The sequence below is a fragment of the Halorubrum distributum JCM 10118 genome, assembly GCF_000337335.1.
Taxonomy (GTDB): Archaea; Halobacteriota; Halobacteria; order Halobacteriales; family Haloferacaceae; genus Halorubrum; species Halorubrum distributum.
The window spans coordinates 119,001-139,109 of sequence record NZ_AOJN01000049.1 but is presented as its reverse complement, the minus strand read 5'-3'; the positions used below and the strand labels follow the sequence as shown (position 1 = coordinate 139,109).

Here is a 20,109-nt window from a genome sequence, read left to right as displayed (position 1 = left end):
GCCCGACCGTCGACGTGGAGATCCGCCGGAACCGCCACGGTTCGGTGCTGGCGTACACCGACCGGAACCGCGCTTCCCGACTTCTCGCGAACCACCGCGCCGTGTTACAGTCGCTGTATGACCTGGTCGACCGCCGACACGGAACGGACGGAGACGTCGTCGCGCGGCTCCACGTTCGCGACGAGGACCACCAGGTAAAGGGACTCGACCTGGCGGACCGGTTCCGGCGCGACCTCGACGCCGACCGCGCGATCTCGCTCGTCGAGGACCTCCGCTACCACGCTGGCGAGCGCGAACTCGTAACCGACGGCGGTATCGATCAGCCGGGGAGTACCGGCGACGAACCCGAACGCGGTTTCGGCAGCAGGAAAGGGGGAACACGCAGGTGCGTGCCTCTGACATGGTGCGCCGATCACACCGATAGATCCCAAGGGCTAGATGCGGAAAGGTTTGCTGGAAAGCGTCGGCTGGTTGCCGACGGCGGTCGCGACCGCGATGACGACCTCGCCCGTATCGCGGACGCCCTCGAACTCCAGAACGCGCTCCTCCTCCAACTGGTTCAGGACCGGCGCCGGGACGCCGCGCGAAACGATCCGAACCCGGACCGCAGCGCGCCGGCGGACCGCGCAACCGCGACCGACGTGGTCGACGGGTACGGGGACCTCTACGGAGGATCGGTCGCCGGGTGGGAGTTCGACCCGGTGAGCGACCAAGTCGAGAACATGGGGGACTCACGGTGAGCCGGAACTCTTCCTCGCCGCCCGCGAATCCCTCGGACCTCTCGCCGCGGGAGGCACGGGACCGGTTCCTGGAGAAGCGCTCGATGGAGAACTCTGACAAGACGATCCGGAGCTACGACAACCGCCTCACGCGCTGGGTCCACTGGTGCGAGGAGCGCGGCGTCGAGCGCGTCGGCGACCTCTCCGGCTGGCTGTTCGACGAGTACGAGCGCCACCTCCGCGCTGAGGACAACGCCCCGGCGACGGTGAAGGGAAAGATGACCGCCGTCTCGCAGGTCGTCCAGTACCTCGCGACGATCGAGGCCGTCGACGAGGACCTCCCGGAGAAGGTCCACGTCCCGAAACTCACGCGGTCGCAGGAGACGAGCGACACGATGCTCGACACCGAGGACGCGAAGCAGCTCCTCGAGTTCTACCGGAACGACCCGGCCCGCTTCGGCACGCCGCCGCACGCGGTCGTGGAAGTGTTCTGGAACACGGGCTGCCGGCTCGGCGCCGTCGTCGGCCTCGATGTCGGCGACTACGACCCGGAGAACGGGTACCTCGAGTTCAACCACCGACCGGAGTCCGGAACGCCCCTGAAGAACAACGACGAGGGCGAGCGCGTCGTGCGCATCTCGGAGCCGGTCGTCGACGCGCTCGACACGTACATCGCCCGGGAGCGCTCGGACAAGCGCGACGAGCACGGCCGCGAGCCGCTGTTCGCTGGCCGGCAGGGCCGCGTCACGGACACGACGATCCGCTCCTGGACGTATCAGGGGACACAGCCCTGCCTCTACATGAAATGTCCACACGGGCGCCTTCGCCGGAGCTGTAAGTTCACGGAGCGCTCGCACGCCTCGAAGTGTCCCTCGTCGCGAGCGCCCCACCACATCCGGACGGGGTCGCTCACGTGGCACTGCGACCGCGGGCTCCCGATCGAAGTGATCAGCGAGCGCGTCGACGCGGACCCGGACACAATCAAGCGCTACTACGACAAGGCGGACCGGCACCGGAAAATGGCAGAACGCCGAGAGGAGTACACTGCGGACCTCGATATCGCCGGAATCGGCGATGAGGAGGACGACTCATGACAACGACACCGAAGACGGGTATCTCAGAGTACCGACATAGGGGATTTTTTGAATTTGGTTCGTCCCTCCGGCCCCATTCCTTCAGTTTCATCCGATATCGTTAGATGGGACTCTTCTGGTTTGTTGCTGGAGTCTTGAGCTCGCCCCTCGTTCAAGAATTACTGTTCGCCGGCCCAATTGAGATTCATCGCTCAATCGGATGGGCATCGCACAAGGAATCGCGTTCTCCCTGATATTTCCCAGCACACGGTAACACCCCGACAAAAGTAGGGCGTCACAATTCCGGTATGTGGATCCCCTGTACTGACTGCGGTTGAGTGGGAATATATCACTTGCTGAGGATTTCAACAGAGCCTGGTAACTCTACGCCTGTCGGCGTCTGCAATCGCGTCAGATACCTCTCTCAAGAGAAATCAGAATCGGAATTCAAATGAGCGAACGGTTGTAACACAGGATGTCCCAATGTCAGAAGATAGCAGTTCCACCAACGTACCCAGCCAGCCCGTTGTTGTCCAAGAAGATACCCATCAGAACGAAATTCCGGAGAATATCGACTCAGAGCTGTATTCGGCAGATAGCCCCACCAACTCGTTCCACGAGTTCACAATCGAGCGTGGAGACGAACTCGTTGAAGCGCTCCGCAATAACGGCTACACGGTCAAATTCAGGGAGCGGTGACATTCAGCCTGGACTTCGTCGGGTCACTTAGAAACGGATAGGCTCGGGTGCTCAGTCTGTCTGAGGGATGACTCACTCCTCGTCAGTCGGTTCCAACGGAAGACGCTCGGGATCGACATCCTCGTATGGTTTGTCAGAGCTTAAGATGGGATGCCACGAGCTTCGGCAGTAGCGGCATGGGACGAATCGAACGCGGTTATGCGGTCATCAACATAATTCACAGCCGTGAGCACGATCTGCCGTTCTTCGTCGGTCGCAACGGGAACAACCTCAAGCGGCTCTGTTGAAGCCCTATTCTCCAGATTTAAACTGGGTTGAAACACATGGTCGCTGAAAGGTGCTTCCTGATCGGTAGCGAGAGTAAGTGTAGTATATCGCGAGTGAGGTCATTTATAAGTAGCATCCCGGTTTTGCCGTTGGCCGTTTATAAATGATTGAGACTGCTGGGATGACGGCCTCCAAAGCCCCAGTCGGGAGGCGGGCGCACGCTCGCTGCCGTTCGAAAGGCGCTTCGCGCCTTTCGTGATGTCGTCAGAACGCTCCGCGTTCTGATTGGCTCACGAGAGCGAAGCTCTCGTGAACGCCTGTGGCCGCCTCGCGACTGCCCCGTTGAGTCCCGCCCCGCACCGCACAGCACCACCGGAAGACGGTCCTGCTCGCTCACTGCGTTCGCTGCGCGGGCTGCGACTTCCGTGCTCCCGCTCGCTCCCTCCGGTCGCTCGCGGGACCGCAGCCTCACGCCTCCCCAGCCTCGTCGGGCGCGTCCTGCGGGCTCCCTCCGGTCGCCCTCGCCGCGCCCGACTCCCTCGCACGTGCGACATCGCGCCCTCCGGGCGCTCGTCGGCACGCGCCACCGCACCTCTTTTATAAACACTCGTCGCCGTCGCTCGTGGTTACTTAAATACGACATCGCGGCTGTAGATCAGCGATACCTACTCCCGGAATCGCTCGTCGCTATGTCCATACCGGCCACGCCCCGATCAGACTGAATCACTTCCGAAGAGTTTCAACGGAGCCGTTCAGCCCAAGGTTGGTCTGGATCGTGATCGGGCCCTAACGGAGCAGGGGAATAGAGACGTACTCGACGGACAGGAACGGGCTCGTCGGCCGGTCGGCGGCGTCGAAAATTCGATTCGGCTTCCAACTACCGCCGCGCCACGATCCGCGCGGCCATGACGCCGACGATGGCGATCATGCCCGCCATCGCGAGGTAGATCGCCAGCCCGATCGTCTCGCCGTTCGCCCCGTTCACGCCCGCGAGGCCTACGAACACGACGGCGATGACGGCGTGGAGCGCGAACACGCCGGACGGGACGTTCGCGCCGAGGTCGAATCCGATCTCCATAACCCCGCTTCGGGGGGCGACGGAAAAAGTCGTCCGGTCGGACCGCGCGACGGCTCGATGCTCCACGCCCGGTCCCGTCGCGAGCAGGTCGCCGCGGTCGGCGCGGCGACGACCGCGTGCCCGGCACGGCTGAGAAAGCGTGGGGGATCCCGGAGGTCAACGTCGGCACGCACAGCGCGGCGGGAGCGAACGCACTACCCGATACCCGCCAGCGGGTGCGATCTTGTCGCCGCGGAGCGAAAGTGCCCGCGGTACCCTCGCGACGCTTACGACTGCGGCTCGTCGGGCAGATCGAACACGTCCTCAACGTGCGCGTCGAACTCACGCGCGATGCGCCAGGCCAACTCCAGAGACGGGTTGTACTCCCCCTTCTCGACGTAGAGGATCGTCTGGCGAGTAACGTCGACGCGGTCGGCGAGCTCGGCCTGCGTCAGCCCCGCTCCCTCGCGGAGTTCGCGGATACGCGTCTCGAACTCCACGCTTACGCCTCCACGCCCCGGCGTCTGGCCCAAGCCCGCGTGCCGTGGGTGACGGAGGAGACGCAGATCGCGACGGCCGCCCACACTACTACGACGCGGGCCTGCGCGTAGGCGGTCCGCGCGAGGCCGGTGAGCCCGCCCGCCGCCTCTATGGCGGACCCGAGGAGGAAGACGGTGAGCGCGGCTCCGAACAGCAGCATCGCGGCGCGGCTCGCGGCGGTCCGCGTGATCTCGCGGGTGCGCTCGTCCACCGGGGTGTGACCGACACGGTCGGCGAGCGTCCGACTGACCGGGAAGAACGCGGCGAACAGCACCGCGCCGCTGGCGATGAGCGGGGGGGATTCGCGTGCCAGTCCGAGGTTGAGGGTCAGTACCGTCACGAGCATGTGAACGGCTCGTCCGATGCGGTAACGCGTCCGAGGTCGCATAAGGTGGTCACCTCTGAATGTTACTTCGACCTAACGTTATATATTTCTTACTCGCCCGCCCAGCGCGTGACCCGCCGTTCGCGGGGGTTGAAGGAGGTCTGGGCGGCGTGCGCGACCTCGGAGAGTAGAGCGTCGGGCCGGGGCCTCCGGACGAGCGGCCGACCGGTCAACAGCGAGTTACAACACGTCGCCGATCCGGACCGGCTCGCCGTCCAGATCCGGGTCCTCGGCGACGATTGTCAGCACCTCGTGGTCGGTGACGTCGCGGTACGACTTCCCGGTCGCCTCCTCGATCAGCGTCTTCTCCAGCTCGAACTCCGTGCCCTCGTAGACGACGTCGACGCCGCGGTCGGTGAACGTCAGGTCCGTGCTCATGGTTCCGAGTACTCCGTTCGAGGTGATAAGGAACACGCACTGCCGGGAGACGACCGTCGCGCGTGCGAACCAGCGGCGCCGGTCGCGCGCGGACCGCGACCGCAGGCGGCCTCAGGTCGCGTCGCAGGCGGCGTCGTAGCCCGACTCGCAGAGCCGTTCGAGCATCTCGCAGGCCTGTCCGTTTCCGCCCGCGCAGAGCCGGCGCGCGAGCGCGACCGTCGCGGCGGAGGCCTCGTCGTCGCGGCCGTCTCCTCCGGCGTCGTCGGTCTCGTCCGATCGACCGCTAGAGCGCCCGCGCCCCCGACGACGGGAGCGCGCTCGTCGGCCGAACCGAGGGGTTCGGTTACGTTTCCGTGCCATACAGTACCAGTGGAGGTGGTGAAAAATAAATCCAAATCGGGTGTGTGAACGACACGCACACCCACGGTCGGTCCACGCCGTCCGCGTTTCGGGTTACAGAGCGTCTCGGCAGCGGGCGGCGACTCAGTCCTCGGCTTCGTCGTCCCGCATCTCCGAGAGGCGGCCGACGAGGTCGTCGGTGTCGGCGTCGCCCTCGATGGAGACGTCGCCGTCGTGGTCGTTCTCGTGGACGTTCACCGCGTCGTCCTCGTCGGTGTCGACGTCCTGGTCCTTCTGTTCGCTCTCGTCGTACGATCCGAATCCCATGAGCGACACTTCGGCGGCGCACTGAAAAGCACAGCGACCGTCATCCGTCGCGGTAGGGGTTCACGTCCCGGTCCGGGAGGGAGTTCTGCGGACCTGACGCGGCGCGCCCGCGTCCGACGCCCGTCCGACGCCCCGCACCGTTTATACCCGCGGGGCGACTGCTCCCGGTGTGTCGCTGCGAGGAGACGGCCCGATAGAGGAGCTCTCGATCCCCTCGGGGACGACCGTCGAGGAGCACGACGTCGTGGTCGACGGCGACGTGCTCGTGGGCGGCCAGTCGACCGTCGAGCTCGGCGTCCGCGGGCGCAACGTCGCGATCGGCGAGCGCGTCAGCGTCGGCGACGACATCGAGGCCGAGGGAGACTGCCGGCTCGACACCTGGTGTTCCGTCGACGGCAACGTGTTGGTCGGCGAGGACGCGTACCTCGGCGAGCGGGTCACCGTCACCGGGCGCTTGATGGTGTCGGGCGACCTCGACATCGGCGACGACGTGACGATCGAGGAGGGGTTCGAGGCCAACGGCTGGATCGTCATCCGGAACCCCGTCCCGACGATCGTCTTCTACTTCATCGTCCTCTCGCAGCTGCTGCGCGTCGGCGAGACCGACGCCGCCGACGAGCTGGCCGAGGCGCTCGCCGACGGCGACGACGTCCGCGACCCCCTGCTGGTCCCGCGGAGCGCCGAGATCTCCGATGACGCCTGGCGCGTATCGACGCCGGCGACCGTCGGCGACGACTGCCGCCTCCACGGCAACCTCCGCGCGGCGTCGATCCGCGTGGGCGAGCGCAACGAGGTGTTCGGCTCGCTGCGCGCCCGGGAAGACGTCACCGTCAGCGCCGACACGGTCATCCACGGCGACGTGACGACCCGCGGCGGGACCGTGACCGTCGAGCGCGGCGCGCGCGTCCTCGGCGACGTCTCCGCGGGCGACCTGGTGGTGTACGACGGCGCGGAGATCCAGGGCACCCTCCGAGCGCGCGGCGAGATGAAGCTGATCCAGGAGACGGACTCGGAGAGCGAAGCGGAGGACGCCGAGGGCGGCGACCCCGACGAGACGGACTCGGAAGCGGCGGACGGGAGAGAGGAAGCCGAAGCCGAGAACTCGGTGGACGGAGCGGCCCAAACTGAGGATTCCGACGACGGTGCGGCCCGAACCGAGGAGGCCGAGATCGAGGAGACGGAGACCGAGACCGAGACCGAGGAGACCGAGATCGAGCGGTCCGACGAAGTCGACCCTGGGGAAGCGGACGATGCCGCGGACACGGCCGAAACCGAGGCCGGCGACGACGACCGCGAACGAACCGACGAGTTGGATACCGGCAACGACGCGACGGAGAGCGAGCCCGCGGCGCCCGCGGGCGAGGACGACCGGGCGGCAGACGGCGCCGATTCCGCCGCGGACGGCGAGGAGACCGCGCCGGTGACCGCCGACGCAGGGGCGGCGACGGACGCGGCGGGATCCGACGACGAGTCCTGACCCGTTGCCCCGGACATATTCGGCCCACCACCTGAAAACTACAGCGTCCAGTTTTAGGGACTCGCACGTCGATTTAGCCGCGGTAGACGGATTGCGATAGCAGACGTATACGCACCGAAGTCGACGTTTAACCCGGTTTTACCCGAGTTAATTTCAGACGCTTTCTAAACTGACACAAGGCACTTACAACAGGCACCGAAAAGCCCGGGTGCATCATGAGCCGATCACTGACGGCGACCCGCCGCGCCACGCTGGCGGGACTGGGTGCGATCGTCGCATCGGGAGGCGTGACAGGTGTCGCCGCGGCCGCGGAGAGCGACTGGACCATCGAGGAGACCGAGACCGACAGCACGCTCCACGACGTGGTGTCGGCGAACGCCGGCCGCTTCGCGGTCGGCGGCGGCGGCGTCCTCACCGTGCGGACGGCCGAGGGCTGGCGAACGCTTCGCGACGGCGGCCCGACCGGGAACGGAAACAACCTCTACGGGGCGTCCGTCACCGACGACGGCGAGCGCGTCTGGTTCGTCGGCGCGAGCGGCGCCATCGGCGAGTACGTTCCCGCGACCGACACGCTCGTGGACCGCTCCGCGCCGATGGACAACACGAACAACTACAATTCGGTCGCCGTCACGGGCGACGCCGGCGAGGCGAACGTCTACGTCGCCGGCGACTCCGGGAAGATATACTACAGCTTCGAGAACGGCGCGGCGGGGACGTGGGACTACGTCACGCCGGGCAGCGGCTCCGCGCTCCCCGCGATCGACTTCCACGGTCCCCGCAGCGGGCACGCCATCGACACGAACGGCCGCGTGTTCGCCACCGACGACGGCGTCACCTGGAACGCGATCGGCATCGAGGACGCCAACGTGACGTTCTACGGCCTCGACAGCGACGCGCCGGACGACGTCGACGTCTCCGGCGGCAACGGGACGGTACTGACCTACGACGGGGCGAACTGGACGCCCGATGCGCTCGGCGACGCCGACCTCGTCGACGTCGAGACGGACGGCGACGCCGGCTACGTCGTCGGGAGCGGCGGCGTGGTCCAAGAGCTGACGGCCGACGACCGGTTCGTCCTCGACACGCCCACCGGCGAGAACCTGAACGCGGTCGACGTCGACGGCGACGCCGTCGTCGTCGGCGACAGCGGTATGATCCTGCGCCGGTAACCGCTCCGCCGAATCCGATCGCGCCGGCGAATCCGATCACTCCGGCGTCGACCGCGCCTGCGTCGACCGCGCCTGCGGCTCCCATCGCGACGGTCCATACCCGCCGTCCGCGGCCTATCGGGTCCCTCTCAGTCGCCGTCTCCGTCCGGGGCGGCGACGAACACCTCGTCGTCGAGCCGCGCACAGACCTCGTCGGCGAGCGTCCGGAGGTTCACGGTGTCCTCGCGGTTGTACGAGACGAGCGTCTCCAGCGCCGCCTCGTCGCCGCGCTCGTACTCGCGCCAGAGGCGGACCGCGTCGCGCCCGGAGATGTCCGGCCGGTCGCGGTCGATTCCCAGCTGCTTTTCGATCGGCTTCAGCCCGCCCGAGAGGCCGATCCGCTTCGCGGGGTACATTACGTCGAGGTGGGGCGTGTCGATCTCGACGTCGAAGGAGGTCTCGAGGAAGGGGACGTCGAAGCGCGCGCCGTTGAACGTCGCGAGCAGGCTCGCGTCCGCGAACTGCTCGCGGAGGCGCCGCGCGGTGAGGTCCTCGCCCGCGACGAGCGTCGTCGTCTCGCCGCCCTGATGAAAGCTAACCGTCGTCACGCGGTCGCGCCGCTCGTCGAGCCCGGTCGTCTCGATGTCGAAGAAGCAGGTCTCCTCGCGGAAGTTCTCGTAGAGCCGCCAGCGTTCGCCCGAGGGGAACACCCGGTCGAAGTAGGCGGAATCCCCGTCGTCGAGCCGCGCGAGCGCCTCCGCGATGAACGACTCGATCCGGTCGGCGGTCGTCGACCCCACCCCCGCGACGTCGACCGCGGGGTCGAACTCCTCCCACCTCGTGACCCCTCGCTCCCAGAGGCGCCGTTCGGTCGTCTCGCCCACCCCCTCGACGGGGATGAAGCTGTTCTCGATGCGCATGTCCGTCCCGGAGCGACGCGCGAGTAAAAACCCGACGGGAGCGGGCGCGCGGCCGCGACCGACGAAGAACTAACACGGTCCGGGCCCGAGGGCCGTGCGTGAGCGAGCGAGCGAACCGACGGGAGGGCGAGGCGCGAGCGCGGCGATGACCCGGACCGATCCCGACGACGTCACGCTGATCGGGCACCGCGGCTGCGCCGGGCAGCACCCGGAGAACACGGTCGCGGCCGTCGAGCGCGCGGCGCCGCGCGTCGACGCCGTCGAGGTGGACGTGCGCCGGTGCGCGAGCGGCGAGCTCGTCGTGTTCCACGACGCGGAGCTGGACCGGCTGACAGGCGCGTCCGGGCGCGTCGCGGACACTGACTGGAGCGACCTCCGCGAGCTGACGGTCCTCGACTCCGGCGAACCGATCCCGCGGCTCGAAGAACTGTTCGACGCCGCGCCCGACGACCTCCTCGTCAACGTCGAGGTTAAGCACCCGGGCGTCGCGAGCGACGCGCTCGACGACGCCCGACGGGCGAGAAACGACGTGCTCTTCTCGTCGTTTCACCCCGAGGCGCTGGCGGCGCTGCGGGATCGCGATCCCGGGACGGACCGCGCGCTGCTCGTCGCGGACGGAACGCCGGAGGCCGCGGTCGAGACGGCGACCGACCTCGGCTGCGTCGCGGTTCATCCGCCGATCGACCTCGCGACCGAGCCGGGGTTCGTGGCGACGGCGCACGAGGCCGGGCTCGCGGTGAACGCGTGGACCGCGGCCGATCGGGACGACGCGGGGCGGCTCCTCGCGGCCGGGGTCGACGGGGTCATCGCCGACCGGCGGGACCTGCTCCCGGAGCGATCGTCGCGGGACTAAGTACCTCCCGTCACAACCCTGCGGTATGTGCGGCCGCTACACCCTCTTCACGCCGACCGCCGACCTCGAGGCCCGGTTCGACGCGGACTTCGGCGACCGCGAACCGAGCTACAACTGTGCCCCGGGACAGTCGCTGCCGGTGATCCCGGACCGGGACCCCGGCGAAGCGACCCGGATGGAGTGGGGCCTGACCCCCTCGTGGGCCGACGAGTCGTTCGATCTCATCAACGCCCGTGCGGAGACGGTCCGCGAGAAGCGGAGCTTCGCCGACGCGTTCGAGCGCCGGCGCTGTCTCGTCCCCGCCGACGGTTTCTACGAGTGGGTCGGGGGCCCCGACGGGGGCCGCGGCGGCTCCGATAAGACGCCCTACCGCGTCGCCTTCGAGGACGACCGGCCGTTCGCGATGGCCGGCATCTACGAGCGGTGGGAGCCGCCGACGCCGGAGACGACCCAGACCGGACTCGGCGCGTTTGGCGGCGGGAACGGGGACGGCCCCGCCGGAGCCGACGACCCGGACGTGATCGAGACGTTCGCGGTGGTGACCACCGAGCCGAACGACCTCGTCGCGGACCTCCACCACCGGATGGCGGTGATCTTAGACCCCGAGGCCGGCGAGGAGGAGGCGTGGCTCCGGGGCGGTCCGGACGAGGCGGCCGCGTTGCTCGACCCCTACCCGAGCAACGAGCTCGCCGCGCACCCGGTGTCGACCCGGGTGAACTCGCCGAGCGTCGACGCGCCGGACCTGATCGAACCCGTCGCCGGGGACTGACTGGGCGGTCCGACGCCGTAACCGGCCCCGTCAGGGCGCGACCAGGTCGACGACCGTCTCGTCGTCGACGACGACGTTGTACGCGCCCTCGTCCTCGTTCCAGAGGACGAGCCCGTTCTCGACGAAGACGACCGACCCGTAGCCGGCCTCCCGGAGGTCGCGGTTCAGCGCCGTCTCGCGGGTACAGACGAGGTAGTGGTCGGTCGCCTGCGAGCCGTCGCCGACGCGGTAGAGCGCGTTGTCGCCCTCGCTCAGGTCGTGGCTGAGCTTCACCGCGAGCAGGTTCACCCGGTCGGTGACGTGGCGCTCGGACTCGGCCATGCGCGCGCACCGCTCCGCGCTCGCCTCGACGTCGACGCGGCGCTTCCCGTCGCGGCGGAGGATCGAGTAGGCGAACTGGACGTCGACGTTGACGAACTCGCCCGGCTCGTCCGTCTCGCCGCGCGCGGTCGCCTCGTCGAGCCGGCGCTGGAACGGCGGGACCGCGAGGTCCGCGGCGACGTCGAACGACCAGCCCGGGTCGCTCGGAATCGCGTCGGGCCAGAGCCGGAGCGCCGGTGAGTAGATCTCGGCGTCGCGGCCCGGGCCGGCGCCGTCCCCATCGCCCGCGACGAGCGCGCGTTCGACCCGCCGGAGCCCGATCGCGGTGTTCCGGTCGGCCGGGGCGAAGGCGACGAGGCTCCCGTCGGGCGCGAGCGCGTCGAGCGCCGCGTCCGCGACCGCGACCGGGTCGGCGAGCTCGGAGAGGACGTTCCCGAAGAGCACGAGGTCGAACGGGTCGTCCGTCGCGGGGTCGGCCTCCTCGCCCTCGTCGAGCCCGAGGAACGCCTCGGCGGTCGCCTCGTGGACGGTCGTCCGGAAGTTACGGCCGGTCTCCTCAAGCAGTCGGTCCAGCACGTCGGTCGCGGCGCTCGGCTCGACGGCGTGGTAGTCGACGACCGCGTCGTCGGGGAGGTAATCGTGGAGCCCGAGCGCGGGTCCGCCGACGCCGGCGCCCACGTCGAGGACGCGGAGCGTCCGGTCGATCAGGCCGTTCTCGGTGAGGTCGTCGAGGACGTAGCCGACCGTCGCGTAGTACGCCGGCAGGTGGTAGATCGCGTAGCCGAGCGCCGCGACGTGGTCGTACTCGACCTCGTTCTCGTAGAGGTAGTCGGTCTTCAGTCGGCGGACCCGCTCGCGGAGCTCGTCGCCGGACTCGCCGCGGTGCCAGTTCGCGCCGTACTCGCGGACCAGCAGGTCCTCGACCGCGAAGGCGTACGCCTCCGGGAGCGCCTCGGGCGCCCAGCCCGGCGGATCGACGGGCGACTCCTCGACGGGGACGAAGGCGCCGTCCTCGCGCTCGCGGAGCCGGAGGTCGAACGCCTCTTCGCGGAGCGTCTCGCGGACGACCGCCGGGTGCGGGGTCCCCTCGATGTACTCGGCGATCTCCTCGGGGTCGATCGGTCTGACGTTGCGCAGGTAGTTCGCGTTGTTCCGGACCGCGGTTCTGTCGATCATTGGGTTCTCGTCTGTCTCGCGTGTTGGTGTGTCCCGTCTGCCTCGCGTCGTCTCACTCCAGCCGGTCCCGCCCCTCGCGGTCGCCGCGGGCGCGCTCGTAGAGGGCGGCGAACGCCTCGTCGTCCGCGTCCGCGATCGCCGCCGCGGCGTCGGCCACGTCCGCGGCGCCGTCGAAGGCGCGCTGGATCTCGGCGTACACCGCGGGCGACCCCTCCGTGACGGTGTCGGCGACCTCGTCGAGCGCGGCCGACACGGGGGTGTGGAACTCCTCGCGGACCGGGTCCGCGGCGAGCCGCCAGGCGAGCACCGCGGCGTGCGCTCCAGCCTGAACGGTCTCCATCGCATCGTCGTGCTCGTCCGCCGTGGTCTCGAACACGTCGTTGCCGCCGGCCTCGATCGACGCGGTGAGCCCCTCGATCGCGGGACCGCCCTCGTCGACGACGACCGCGACGTTCCCCGGGACGCGCGGCGGGGCGAACAGCGGGTGGTAGCTCGCGCGTTCGAGGGCCGGGGTGTGCTCGCGCATCGCGGCGAGCGCGTCGGTCATCTCGCCCGAGACGTCGACGATCGCCCGCTCCGCGCGGGGCGCGTACGCCTCGACCGCCGCGGGCACCGCCGACATCGGCACCGCGAGGCAGACGGCGTCGTGGACTGAGTCCCCGTCTGCGTCGACCGTCCGGGCGTCGCGACCCGCCGCGGCGTCGGCCGCCACGGACGGGTCGCGGTCGGCGAACGCGACGCTCGCGTCGACGGGCGCGGCGTCGGCCGAAACGGTGTCGGCGACCCAGCGTCCGATCTCACCGGCGCCGACGACGAGGAGGTCCATCGGTTACGGGAACGGAGGTGACGCGCCGGTTAAAAGGCCTCGCCTCGGGGCGGAGCGGGCGCTCGGCGCTGCGTCCCGCCGAGCGGATCGCGGGAGCCCCCGTTCTGCCGCGACCCCCGGACTTTCACGCGCGACCCGCAAGGGTCGGGACGTGACCGCGAACCCCACGCTCAACTTCGACCTGCTCGCGCGACTGGCGGACGCCCCCGGGCCGGTCGGTCGCGAGGACGGCGTCCGGGACGTCGTGCGAGACGAACTTCCCCCCGTCGACGCCGTGCGGACGGACGCGATGGGCAACGTCGTCGCGACCGCCGAGGGCGACGCGACTCCCGGCTACGAGGTGCTCGTCGCCGCGCACATGGACGAGATCGGGCTCGTCGTGAGCGACGTCGACGACGACGGCTTCCTCTCCGTAGAGCCGCTCGGCGGCTGGAACCCGGACGCGCTCCGCGGCCACCCGGTCACCGTCCACGCCGAGGACGGGGAGTACGGCGCGGTGGTCGGCGTCACGGCAGCGCACACGGCCGCCGAGGCGGCGCCGGACGAGTGGACGCTCGACGACGCGCACGTGTTCACCGGGCTCGACCCCGCGGCGGCCGCCGAGACGTTCCGCGTCGGCGACGTCGTCACGTTCGACGGCGACCTCCGAGAGATCGGGCGGTGCGTCGCCGGCTCCTCGCTCGACGACCGCGCGGGCGTGTACGTGCTGCTGGAGGCCGCGCGGCGCGCGGATCCCGACGTGACGGTTCACTACGCCGCGACCGTTCAGGAGGAGGTCGGCCTGCGGGGCGCGGCCGCCCTGGGTGTAGACGTCGACCCGGACCTGGCCGTCGCGATCGACGGGACGCTCGAGCAGTCGTACCCCGGCGTCGACCCCGCGGACGCGATATCGAAGCTCGGCGACGGCGTGGGCGTGAAGCGGAAGGACGCGAGCGTCGTCCCGACGCCCGGGGTCGTCGAACGGCTCGAGTCCCTCGCGGAGGAGCGCGGAATCGCCTTCCAGCGCGAGGTGGCTCGGAACATCGGGACCGACGCCGGCGCGCTCCAGCACGCCGGAGGCGCACGACCGGTCGGCGCCCTCTCCGTCCCCGTCCGGTACCACCACTCCGCCGTCGAGACGGCCGACGCGCGCGACGTCGAGGCCGCGGTCGACCTCCTCACCGCCTTCCTCGACACCGAGGACGGCGAGGGGTACGCGCCGAGCTGATCCCGGCCCGCGAGGCGGCACGTGACGGCGACGGCGCGTCGACCCCTTTCTCGGTCCCGTCGAAGCGACCTCACCCCTCGGCGCCGAGCCGCCCGATCACGCCCGCGCCGGGCGAGATGGAGCGGACCGCGGGCAGCAGCGCGATCGCGATGGCCAGCTCCAGCCCACCGACCGCGAGGAAGGCAGGCGTGTAGCCGAACGCGTCGGTGGCGCTCCCGCCGATGAGGAAGCCGGTGAGGAAGCCGAGCGATCCGAACACGTTGAACAGTCCCATCGCGGCGCCGCGGACCTCCGGCTCGACGAGGTCGGTGACGAGCGCCATCGTCGCCGGCGCCATCAGCGCGCCGCAGACGCCGACGAGCACCATCAGCCCCGCGGCGATCGGGTACGCCGGCGCGACGCCGACGCCGATGGTGACGACGCCGTACGCGAGCGAGCCGGCGACGACGGGGAGGAAGCGACCGATCCGGTCCGAGAGGGCCCCGAACGGCGACTGGAGCAGCGCGAACGGGACGAAGAAGAGCGCGAGCGTCGCGCCCGCGCCGGCCGCCGACAGCCCGAACGTCGACGGGTCCTGGAAGTAGTAGACGCCGACCAAGGCGAAGAAGCCCGCGGTGAGGCGGTCGACGAACCCGAACGCCAGGGGAACGAGGAGGCCGGGCGTCGTCCGGGCGCGGGCGATCACCGCGCCGAAGCCGACGTCGCCGCTCTCGACCGCCTCGGAGTCGACTCCCGGTTCCGCGGAGCCGGTCCCCGCCCGGTCGTCGACCGTCGCCGCGAGCAGCCCCGCCGCGGCCAGCACCACGGCGCCGGCGTACACCGGGTACAGCGCGCCGAGGTCGGCGAGCGCCCCGCCGACGACCGAGCCGACCGCTGCCCCGAGCCCGATCGCGAGCCCCGCGGTCCCCATGTTGCGCCCGTTTCCGCCGCGCAGATCCATCAGGAGCGTGATCGAGAGCGAGAACGCGCCGATGGTGAGCGCGCCGCCGACCGCCCTGACGAGGAGCGCGGCCTCGAAGCCGGGTCCGAGCCCCGGCAGCGACGCGAGCGCGACGTACGAGGCCGCGCCGCCGAGCGCGCCGGCGACGATCAGCGGGACCCGCGTCCCGAGCACGTCCGAGAGCGCGCCCCAGACGACCGCGAACGTCACGAACGCGCCGAACTCGGCGACGAGGAACCACATGCCGGCGTCGATGCCGGCGGGGGCGCCGAGCGCGACGACGAGGTCCGGGACCCCCGGATAGAGGAGGACCTGCGAGATCAGCACGGCGAGGACGACCGCGCCGAGGCGGCGGCGTTCGCCGGCGTCGCCGTCGACCGCGGCAGCCTGGTCGCCGTCGACCGAGGCGTCGACGCGGCCGGACCCGTCGGCTTCGACGGCGGGATCGGCGTCCGGGTCGGCGTCGCTCATCTACTTATAAAACGGGGCGAACGGGCAAAAGATCGACGCTCCGAGGAAGCGCCTTCCCGACTTTCCCTCAGCCGCGACGAGACGCCGCCGGTCTCAGAGCTCGGCGTCGATCGCCGCCGCGATCGACTGCGCGCCGTATCCGTCCTCGACCGGGCTCCCGTTCACGAATATGGTCGGCGTCCCCTCGACGCCCATCGACGTCCCCTCGGACTTGTCGTCCGCCGACGCCTCTCCGAACGCCGCGAACCGCGCGTCGGACAGCACCGCGCAGGGGTCCGCGCCGGCGGCCTCCGCGGCGGCGCCGAGCGTCTCCCCGCTGTAGCTCCCCTGCGACTCGTAGGCCGCCGAGGCGAACTCGAAGAACGCCTCGTCGCCGTTGCGCGCGCCGACCCCGCGGGCCGCGCTCGCGACGGGGACCGCCCACGTCTCGTCGACCGGGATCGGCCAGTCCCAGTGCTCGTACCGGATCTCGCCGGGTTCGATGTACTCCTCGCGGATCGTGGGGAAGTGGTCGAGCTTGTAGCTCGCGCAGTGTCCGCAGGTGAAGTCCTCGAACGCCTGAACGACCACGTCGGCGTCGGGGTCGCCGAGGGTCGGCCGGTAGTCGAGGTTCGGGTCCGACGGCTCCGTCAGGTCGCAGTCGTACTCGCCCGTGTCGAGTTCGACGCCGCTGAGGTCGAGGCTGGTCCCGCCGCCACCGCCGAGACACCCCGCCGCGCCGACGACGCCCACCGACGCCGCACTCGCGAGCAGGGACCGTCGCGTGCGTTCCATGTCCGCCGCTGGGGTCGGCGCGTACTTAACGACTCCGCGACCGGGCGGCCTCCGGATGGCAGCCCGGCTCCCGAACGCTTTTGCCGCCGCCTGTCGACCCCCACGTATGAGCGACTGGGACCTCGACCTGCGGGACGCCGAGGAGAAGATGGACGAGGCGTTCGCGCCGGCCGGCGACGTCGTCCTCGGCGTTTTGGACGGCACGACCGACCCGGAGGAGTGGGTCCGCAGCGTCGACTACGGGAACACGCTGGTGCTGTCGATCGAGGGCGACCTCAACGAGCTCGCCGCCCCGTTCGCGCGCGACGTGAAAGACATGGACGGCGAGCTGATGCACTTCCGCGGCTTCCTCGTCGTCACCCCGCCCGGCGTGAGCATCGACACCGACCGGCTGAGCGATTCGGACGACGACGAGGAGACCGTCGGTTCGAACCGATCCGAGGAGAGCGGTAGCGAAGAGGCCTGAGACGTTTTACCCCTCGCCGACCATCCGGTCTTCCTCGTCCCACTCGCGCTCGCGCAGCTCGTACTTCTGGATCTTCCCGGTGGCGGTGGTGGGAAGCTCCGCGACGAACTCCACCTCGCCGGGCGTCTTGTAGTCGGCGACGCGCTCGCGGACGAACGCCTTGAGTTGCTCGGGCGTCGCGCCCGCGTCGTCGGGGTCGCCGCTCTCCGGGACGACGAACGCCTTCGGCGTCTCCCCCCAGCGCTCGTCTGGCGCGGGGATGACGGCGACGTCGGAGACGACGTCGTGTTCGAAGAGGGTGTCCTCCAGCTCGATCGAGGAGATGTTCTCCCCGCCGGAGATGATGATGTCCTTCTTGCGGTCCTGGATCGAGACGAACCCGTCCTCGTCGACGACCGCAAGGTCGCCCATGTGGTAGTACCCCTCCAGTCGCTCGGAGAACGCCTCCTCGGTGGCCTCGGGCTTGTTCCAGTAGCGGTCCATCACTTGGTTGCCCCGCACGACGATCTCACCGATCGTTTCGCCGTCGGCGGCCACGTCCTCGCCGTTCTCGTCGACGACGCGCACGTCCGTGCCGAGATAGCCGATCCCCTGCGTCTTCTTGACCGCGAAGCGGTCGTCGGCGCCCTCGTCGAAGTGGCGCTTCGCGTCTGAAGTGGTGATAAGCGGGCCCGTCTCGGTCGCGCCGTACACGTGTTTGAGATCCCAGCCGAACTCCTCCTCGACGGTGCGGATCGTCGCCTCCGGCGGCGCCGCGCCCGCCGTGGCGACCCGCACGTCGTTGTCGCCCGTCGTCGCGCCCCCGTGCTCGGCGTGGTGGTCGCCGAGCATGTTGAGGACGGTCGGCGCCGCACAGAAGTACGAGACGTCCTCGCCGCGGATCCGGTCGAACGTCTCCGCGACGTCGACCCCGCGGGTACAGACGTGCCGGGCGCCCGCCCCGGTGATCGCGTAGATGTGTCCCCAGCCGTTGACGTGGAACATCGGCAGCGTCCAGAGGTACACGTCGTCGTCGGTGATCTCCTGGTGGATCGAGATGAGGTACGCGTGGAGCGTCTCGGCGCGGTGGGTTCGGCAGACCCCCTTCGGGTCGCCGGTGGTCCCGGAGGTGTAGTTGATCGTTATCACCTCGTCCTCGTCCATCTCCGGGCGCTCGTAGGCGTCGGGGTCCGCGTCGTCAAGCGCGGCGTCGAACGACTCCCAGTCGCCCTCGACCGCGTCCGCGTCGTTCGTGAGGAACGTCTCCGTGGGCACCTCGTCGCGGATCGCCTCGACGTTCGCGGCGTACTCGGCGTCGGCGTAGATGGCGTCGACGCCGGCGTCCGAGAGCATGTACGAGAAGTCGTCGGGCGTGAGCCGGTAGTTCAGCGGCGTGTGAACCGCGCCGACCTGCATCGCGCCGTAGGCGGCCTCCAGGTGGTAGTGCGTGTTCGGGTCCAACACCGCCACCCGGTCGCCCTTCTCGATCCCGCGCGCCTGAAGCGCGGCGGAGAAGCGGTCGGCGCGCTCGCCGAGCTCCGCGTACGTGTATCGCGTCCCGTCGACCGCGAGGACCGCCTCCTCGTCGGCGTAGTGGCGCCGCGCCCGGTCCAGAAAGTCCGTCGTCAACAGCGGCTTGTGCATCGTCTGTCACTATCGATGATGTGTGAAATTGTTTGCGGCCGACGCAAGGGACGGACGGTCGCGGGAGCCTTTTCACGGTCGGCGGCAGAGGAGTGAGAAATGAGCGACGAGTCCGAGGGGTCGGCGTTCGGCGAGGGGTACGTGATTCCGATCGCAGGACTGCTGTCGTTCATGTTCGCGCTGATGGCGGGGCTCACCGCGCAGCGGGCGCTTTCCGGTGACCCGACCGACGTCGCGGTGACCGTCGGATTCGCCGTCGTGGCGGTCCTCGCGCTCCGGATCCGCATGAAGGCTGTCGCGGCGCGGACGAGCGACGACGGGGGCGCGGGCGAGGAGTGACGACGGAAATCCGGTCCGCGAAGCGGCCGCTCGGTGCGATCTACGGCTCCGATGCGGGCGCCTGCGCGATGGTTCGCGACCGCCGCTGACGCGTGGACGAATCGCATACCGGCGCCGGGATCAGAACCCTTAACAGTCGCACCCGATTGTGCTACGATAGCGGGATGGGATAGCCAGGAGATTCCGCCGGGCTCATAACCCGGAGATCGGTAGTTCAAATCTACCTCCCGCTATTTTCTTTCGAAGCCGACTGACTCCTGACCGGTCGTTACACACCGAACGTCGTTTCCGCCTTTCGGAGCCGCCGCCGAACCCGGAAGCGATTTCCGTCGCGCTGTCGTTTCCACGCGTATGGACTACGAATCGAGCCTCGACCGCGCGATGGATGAGGTACCGGATCTGGGCGGCTCCGACGAGCGGCTGTCGGTTCCGGACCCGGAATGGCAGAAGGACGGCGCGTTCACCCGCCTGACGAACCTCTCCGGAATCGCCGACGCCCTGAGCCGCGACCCCGAACACGTCCACTCGAAGATCCAGCAGGAGCTGGGGACCGCGGGCCAATACGAGGACGGCCGCGCGCGTTACAGCGGGAACTTCCGCGAGCGCGACTTCCAGGCCGCGATCGACTCGTACATCGAGTCGTTCGTCACCTGCTCGGAGTGCGGCCTCCCCGACACCCGACTGGAGACCGAGAACCGGACGCCGATGCTCCGCTGTGAGGCCTGCGGGGCGTTCCGGCCGGTGGCGAAACAGAACACCTCCAACACCCAGCGGCAGGAGGACGCCGTGGAGTCGGGCAACACCTACGAACTCGAGATCGTCGGCACGGGCCGCAAGGGCGACGGCGTCGCCGAGCGCGGCGAGTACACCATCTTCGTCCCCGGCGCGCAGGAGGGCGAGACCGTGACCGCCTACATCAAGAACGTCTCCGGCAACCTCGCGTTCGCCCGCCGCGAGGACTGAGCGGAGGCGGAAGAGCCCGTCCCCGCCGTTCCGCTACCCGACCGTTTATCCG

General features: G+C 69.5%; 23 protein-coding genes, 1 tRNA gene and 1 pseudogene. 12 read left to right on the top strand and 13 right to left on the bottom strand.

Going from position 1 to position 20,109, the window contains the following annotated elements; genetic code table 11:
- The first annotated feature begins 14 nt into the window (after positions 1-14).
- From C466_RS09650 to C466_RS16090, 3 genes are all read left to right on the top strand, one after another.
- Positions 15-740 carry a hypothetical protein gene (locus C466_RS09650; RefSeq protein ID WP_239641206.1) on the top strand — a complete coding sequence of 242 codons (726 nt, stop codon included), beginning with the start codon at positions 15-17 and terminating at the stop codon, positions 738-740.
- A complete protein-coding gene (locus C466_RS09645) occupies positions 737-1,813 on the top strand; it encodes a tyrosine-type recombinase/integrase (RefSeq protein WP_004599772.1) in 1,077 nt (358 codons plus the stop codon). Before C466_RS09650 ends, C466_RS09645 begins: the two co-directional genes overlap by 4 nt.
- A 462-nt stretch (positions 1,814-2,275) precedes the next feature.
- A complete protein-coding gene (locus C466_RS16090; protein WP_004596396.1) occupies positions 2,276-2,491 on the top strand; it encodes a hypothetical protein in 216 nt (71 codons plus the stop codon).
- A 72-nt stretch (positions 2,492-2,563) separates the two neighbouring features.
- Here C466_RS16090 and C466_RS17595 read toward each other — a convergent pair.
- The 7 genes and pseudogenes from C466_RS17595 to C466_RS09615 form a co-directional block, all read right to left on the bottom strand.
- Positions 2,564-2,766, bottom strand: a pseudogene (locus C466_RS17595) (PIN domain nuclease); the annotation flags it as partial.
- An 869-nt stretch (positions 2,767-3,635) separates the two neighbouring features.
- Positions 3,636-3,836: a hypothetical protein gene (locus C466_RS09640; protein ID WP_004598425.1), complete on the bottom strand. Its 201-nt coding sequence runs from the start codon at positions 3,834-3,836 to the stop codon at positions 3,636-3,638.
- A 266-nt stretch (positions 3,837-4,102) separates the two neighbouring features.
- Positions 4,103-4,315, bottom strand: coding sequence for a helix-turn-helix transcriptional regulator (locus tag C466_RS09635; RefSeq protein WP_004598426.1), 213 nt, complete (start codon positions 4,313-4,315; stop codon positions 4,103-4,105).
- Positions 4,316-4,317: 2 nt separating this feature from the next.
- The gene (locus C466_RS09630) at positions 4,318-4,701 is read right to left on the bottom strand and encodes a hypothetical protein (protein ID WP_004598427.1); all 384 of its coding nucleotides are present in this window, start codon (positions 4,699-4,701) and stop codon (positions 4,318-4,320) included.
- A gap of 219 nt (positions 4,702-4,920) precedes the next feature.
- Positions 4,921-5,118 (bottom strand): DUF5800 family protein, encoded by a 198-nt coding sequence (locus C466_RS09625; protein WP_004598428.1) that lies wholly within the window; start codon positions 5,116-5,118, stop codon positions 4,921-4,923.
- A gap of 111 nt (positions 5,119-5,229) precedes the next feature.
- Complete coding sequence (locus C466_RS09620; protein ID WP_004598429.1) at positions 5,230-5,478, bottom strand: hypothetical protein; 249 nt, start codon at positions 5,476-5,478, stop codon at positions 5,230-5,232.
- A 123-nt stretch (positions 5,479-5,601) separates the two neighbouring features.
- On the bottom strand, positions 5,602-5,784 hold the full coding sequence (locus tag C466_RS09615) for a DUF5786 family protein (RefSeq protein ID WP_004598430.1): 183 nt from the start codon (positions 5,782-5,784) through the stop codon (positions 5,602-5,604).
- Positions 5,785-5,953: 169 nt separating this feature from the next.
- Between C466_RS09615 and C466_RS09610 the strand changes: the two genes are divergently transcribed.
- Together C466_RS09610 and C466_RS09605 are read left to right on the top strand one after the other, a co-directional pair.
- Positions 5,954-7,261 carry a polymer-forming cytoskeletal protein gene (locus C466_RS09610; protein ID WP_004599771.1) on the top strand — a complete coding sequence of 436 codons (1,308 nt, stop codon included), beginning with the start codon at positions 5,954-5,956 and terminating at the stop codon, positions 7,259-7,261.
- 287 nt (positions 7,262-7,548) lie between these two features.
- Entirely contained in the window at positions 7,549-8,430 is an 882-nt protein-coding gene (locus C466_RS09605; RefSeq protein WP_004598172.1) for a WD40/YVTN/BNR-like repeat-containing protein, read from the top strand.
- 128 nt (positions 8,431-8,558) lie between these two features.
- On the opposite strand, the gene C466_RS09600 is transcribed toward C466_RS09605, so the two are convergent.
- A complete protein-coding gene (locus C466_RS09600) occupies positions 8,559-9,329 on the bottom strand; it encodes a ribonuclease H-like domain-containing protein (RefSeq protein ID WP_004598173.1) in 771 nt (256 codons plus the stop codon).
- Between the two features lie 145 nt (positions 9,330-9,474).
- Between C466_RS09600 and C466_RS09595 the strand changes: the two genes are divergently transcribed.
- Together C466_RS09595 and C466_RS09590 are read left to right on the top strand one after the other, a co-directional pair.
- The gene (locus tag C466_RS09595; RefSeq protein WP_004598174.1) at positions 9,475-10,182 is read left to right on the top strand and encodes a glycerophosphodiester phosphodiesterase; all 708 of its coding nucleotides are present in this window, start codon (positions 9,475-9,477) and stop codon (positions 10,180-10,182) included.
- A 25-nt stretch (positions 10,183-10,207) separates the two neighbouring features.
- Positions 10,208-10,951, top strand: coding sequence for an SOS response-associated peptidase (locus C466_RS09590; RefSeq protein WP_004598175.1), 744 nt, complete (start codon positions 10,208-10,210; stop codon positions 10,949-10,951).
- A 30-nt stretch (positions 10,952-10,981) separates the two neighbouring features.
- Here C466_RS09590 and C466_RS09585 read toward each other — a convergent pair whose 3' ends face one another.
- Both C466_RS09585 and C466_RS09580 read right to left on the bottom strand, forming a co-directional pair.
- On the bottom strand, positions 10,982-12,448 hold the full coding sequence (locus tag C466_RS09585) for a small ribosomal subunit Rsm22 family protein (RefSeq protein ID WP_004598176.1): 1,467 nt from the start codon (positions 12,446-12,448) through the stop codon (positions 10,982-10,984).
- A 52-nt stretch (positions 12,449-12,500) separates the two neighbouring features.
- Positions 12,501-13,274: a prephenate dehydrogenase gene (locus tag C466_RS09580; RefSeq protein WP_004598177.1), complete on the bottom strand. Its 774-nt coding sequence runs from the start codon at positions 13,272-13,274 to the stop codon at positions 12,501-12,503.
- Positions 13,275-13,425: 151 nt separating this feature from the next.
- Here C466_RS09580 and C466_RS09575 point away from each other — a divergent pair, with 151 nt between their 5' ends.
- Positions 13,426-14,481 (top strand): M42 family metallopeptidase, encoded by a 1,056-nt coding sequence (locus C466_RS09575; protein ID WP_004598178.1) that lies wholly within the window; start codon positions 13,426-13,428, stop codon positions 14,479-14,481.
- Positions 14,482-14,551: 70 nt separating this feature from the next.
- Here the strand turns inward: C466_RS09575 and C466_RS09570 are convergent, their stop codons facing one another.
- Both C466_RS09570 and C466_RS09565 read right to left on the bottom strand, forming a co-directional pair.
- The gene (locus tag C466_RS09570) at positions 14,552-15,892 is read right to left on the bottom strand and encodes an MFS transporter (RefSeq protein WP_004598179.1); all 1,341 of its coding nucleotides are present in this window, start codon (positions 15,890-15,892) and stop codon (positions 14,552-14,554) included.
- 93 nt (positions 15,893-15,985) lie between these two features.
- On the bottom strand, positions 15,986-16,666 hold the full coding sequence (locus C466_RS09565) for a DsbA family protein (RefSeq protein ID WP_004598180.1): 681 nt from the start codon (positions 16,664-16,666) through the stop codon (positions 15,986-15,988).
- Positions 16,667-16,772: 106 nt separating this feature from the next.
- On the opposite strand from C466_RS09565, the gene C466_RS09560 reads away from it, so the two are divergent.
- A complete protein-coding gene (locus C466_RS09560; protein WP_004598181.1) occupies positions 16,773-17,132 on the top strand; it encodes a DUF5779 family protein in 360 nt (119 codons plus the stop codon).
- A gap of 6 nt (positions 17,133-17,138) precedes the next feature.
- Here C466_RS09560 and C466_RS09555 read toward each other — a convergent pair whose 3' ends face one another.
- Positions 17,139-18,755: a long-chain-fatty-acid--CoA ligase gene (locus C466_RS09555; RefSeq protein ID WP_004598182.1), complete on the bottom strand. Its 1,617-nt coding sequence runs from the start codon at positions 18,753-18,755 to the stop codon at positions 17,139-17,141.
- Positions 18,756-18,854: 99 nt separating this feature from the next.
- Here C466_RS09555 and C466_RS09550 point away from each other — a divergent pair, with 99 nt between their 5' ends.
- The 3 genes from C466_RS09550 (at position 18,855) to C466_RS09540 (ending at position 20,057) form a co-directional block, all read left to right on the top strand.
- Positions 18,855-19,094 (top strand): hypothetical protein, encoded by a 240-nt coding sequence (locus C466_RS09550; protein ID WP_004598183.1) that lies wholly within the window; start codon positions 18,855-18,857, stop codon positions 19,092-19,094.
- 158 nt (positions 19,095-19,252) lie between these two features.
- Positions 19,253-19,327 (top strand) — tRNA-Met (locus C466_RS09545).
- Positions 19,328-19,445: 118 nt separating this feature from the next.
- A complete protein-coding gene (locus tag C466_RS09540) occupies positions 19,446-20,057 on the top strand; it encodes a translation initiation factor IF-2 subunit beta (protein WP_004598184.1) in 612 nt (203 codons plus the stop codon).
- Positions 20,058-20,109: the final 52 nt, after the last annotated feature.

Coding starts and splice junctions, on each gene's coding strand:
- C466_RS16090 (WP_004596396.1), top strand. CDS start 2,276: ATGTCAGAAGATAGCAGTTCCACCAACGTACCCAGCCAGCCCGTTGTT.
- C466_RS09640 (WP_004598425.1), bottom strand. CDS start 3,836: ATGGAGATCGGATTCGACCTCGGCGCGAACGTCCCGTCCGGCGTGTTC.
- C466_RS09630 (WP_004598427.1), bottom strand. CDS start 4,701: ATGCTCGTGACGGTACTGACCCTCAACCTCGGACTGGCACGCGAATCC.
- C466_RS09625 (WP_004598428.1), bottom strand. CDS start 5,118: ATGAGCACGGACCTGACGTTCACCGACCGCGGCGTCGACGTCGTCTAC.
- C466_RS09620 (WP_004598429.1), bottom strand. CDS start 5,478: ATGGCACGGAAACGTAACCGAACCCCTCGGTTCGGCCGACGAGCGCGC.
- C466_RS09615 (WP_004598430.1), bottom strand. CDS start 5,784: ATGGGATTCGGATCGTACGACGAGAGCGAACAGAAGGACCAGGACGTC.
- C466_RS09600 (WP_004598173.1), bottom strand. CDS start 9,329: ATGCGCATCGAGAACAGCTTCATCCCCGTCGAGGGGGTGGGCGAGACG.
- C466_RS09595 (WP_004598174.1), top strand. CDS start 9,475: ATGACCCGGACCGATCCCGACGACGTCACGCTGATCGGGCACCGCGGC.
- C466_RS09590 (WP_004598175.1), top strand. CDS start 10,208: ATGTGCGGCCGCTACACCCTCTTCACGCCGACCGCCGACCTCGAGGCC.
- C466_RS09585 (WP_004598176.1), bottom strand. CDS start 12,448: ATGATCGACAGAACCGCGGTCCGGAACAACGCGAACTACCTGCGCAAC.
- C466_RS09580 (WP_004598177.1), bottom strand. CDS start 13,274: ATGGACCTCCTCGTCGTCGGCGCCGGTGAGATCGGACGCTGGGTCGCC.
- C466_RS09570 (WP_004598179.1), bottom strand. CDS start 15,892: ATGAGCGACGCCGACCCGGACGCCGATCCCGCCGTCGAAGCCGACGGG.
- C466_RS09565 (WP_004598180.1), bottom strand. CDS start 16,666: ATGGAACGCACGCGACGGTCCCTGCTCGCGAGTGCGGCGTCGGTGGGC.
- C466_RS09560 (WP_004598181.1), top strand. CDS start 16,773: ATGAGCGACTGGGACCTCGACCTGCGGGACGCCGAGGAGAAGATGGAC.
- C466_RS09555 (WP_004598182.1), bottom strand. CDS start 18,755: ATGCACAAGCCGCTGTTGACGACGGACTTTCTGGACCGGGCGCGGCGC.
- C466_RS09550 (WP_004598183.1), top strand. CDS start 18,855: ATGAGCGACGAGTCCGAGGGGTCGGCGTTCGGCGAGGGGTACGTGATT.
- C466_RS09540 (WP_004598184.1), top strand. CDS start 19,446: ATGGACTACGAATCGAGCCTCGACCGCGCGATGGATGAGGTACCGGAT.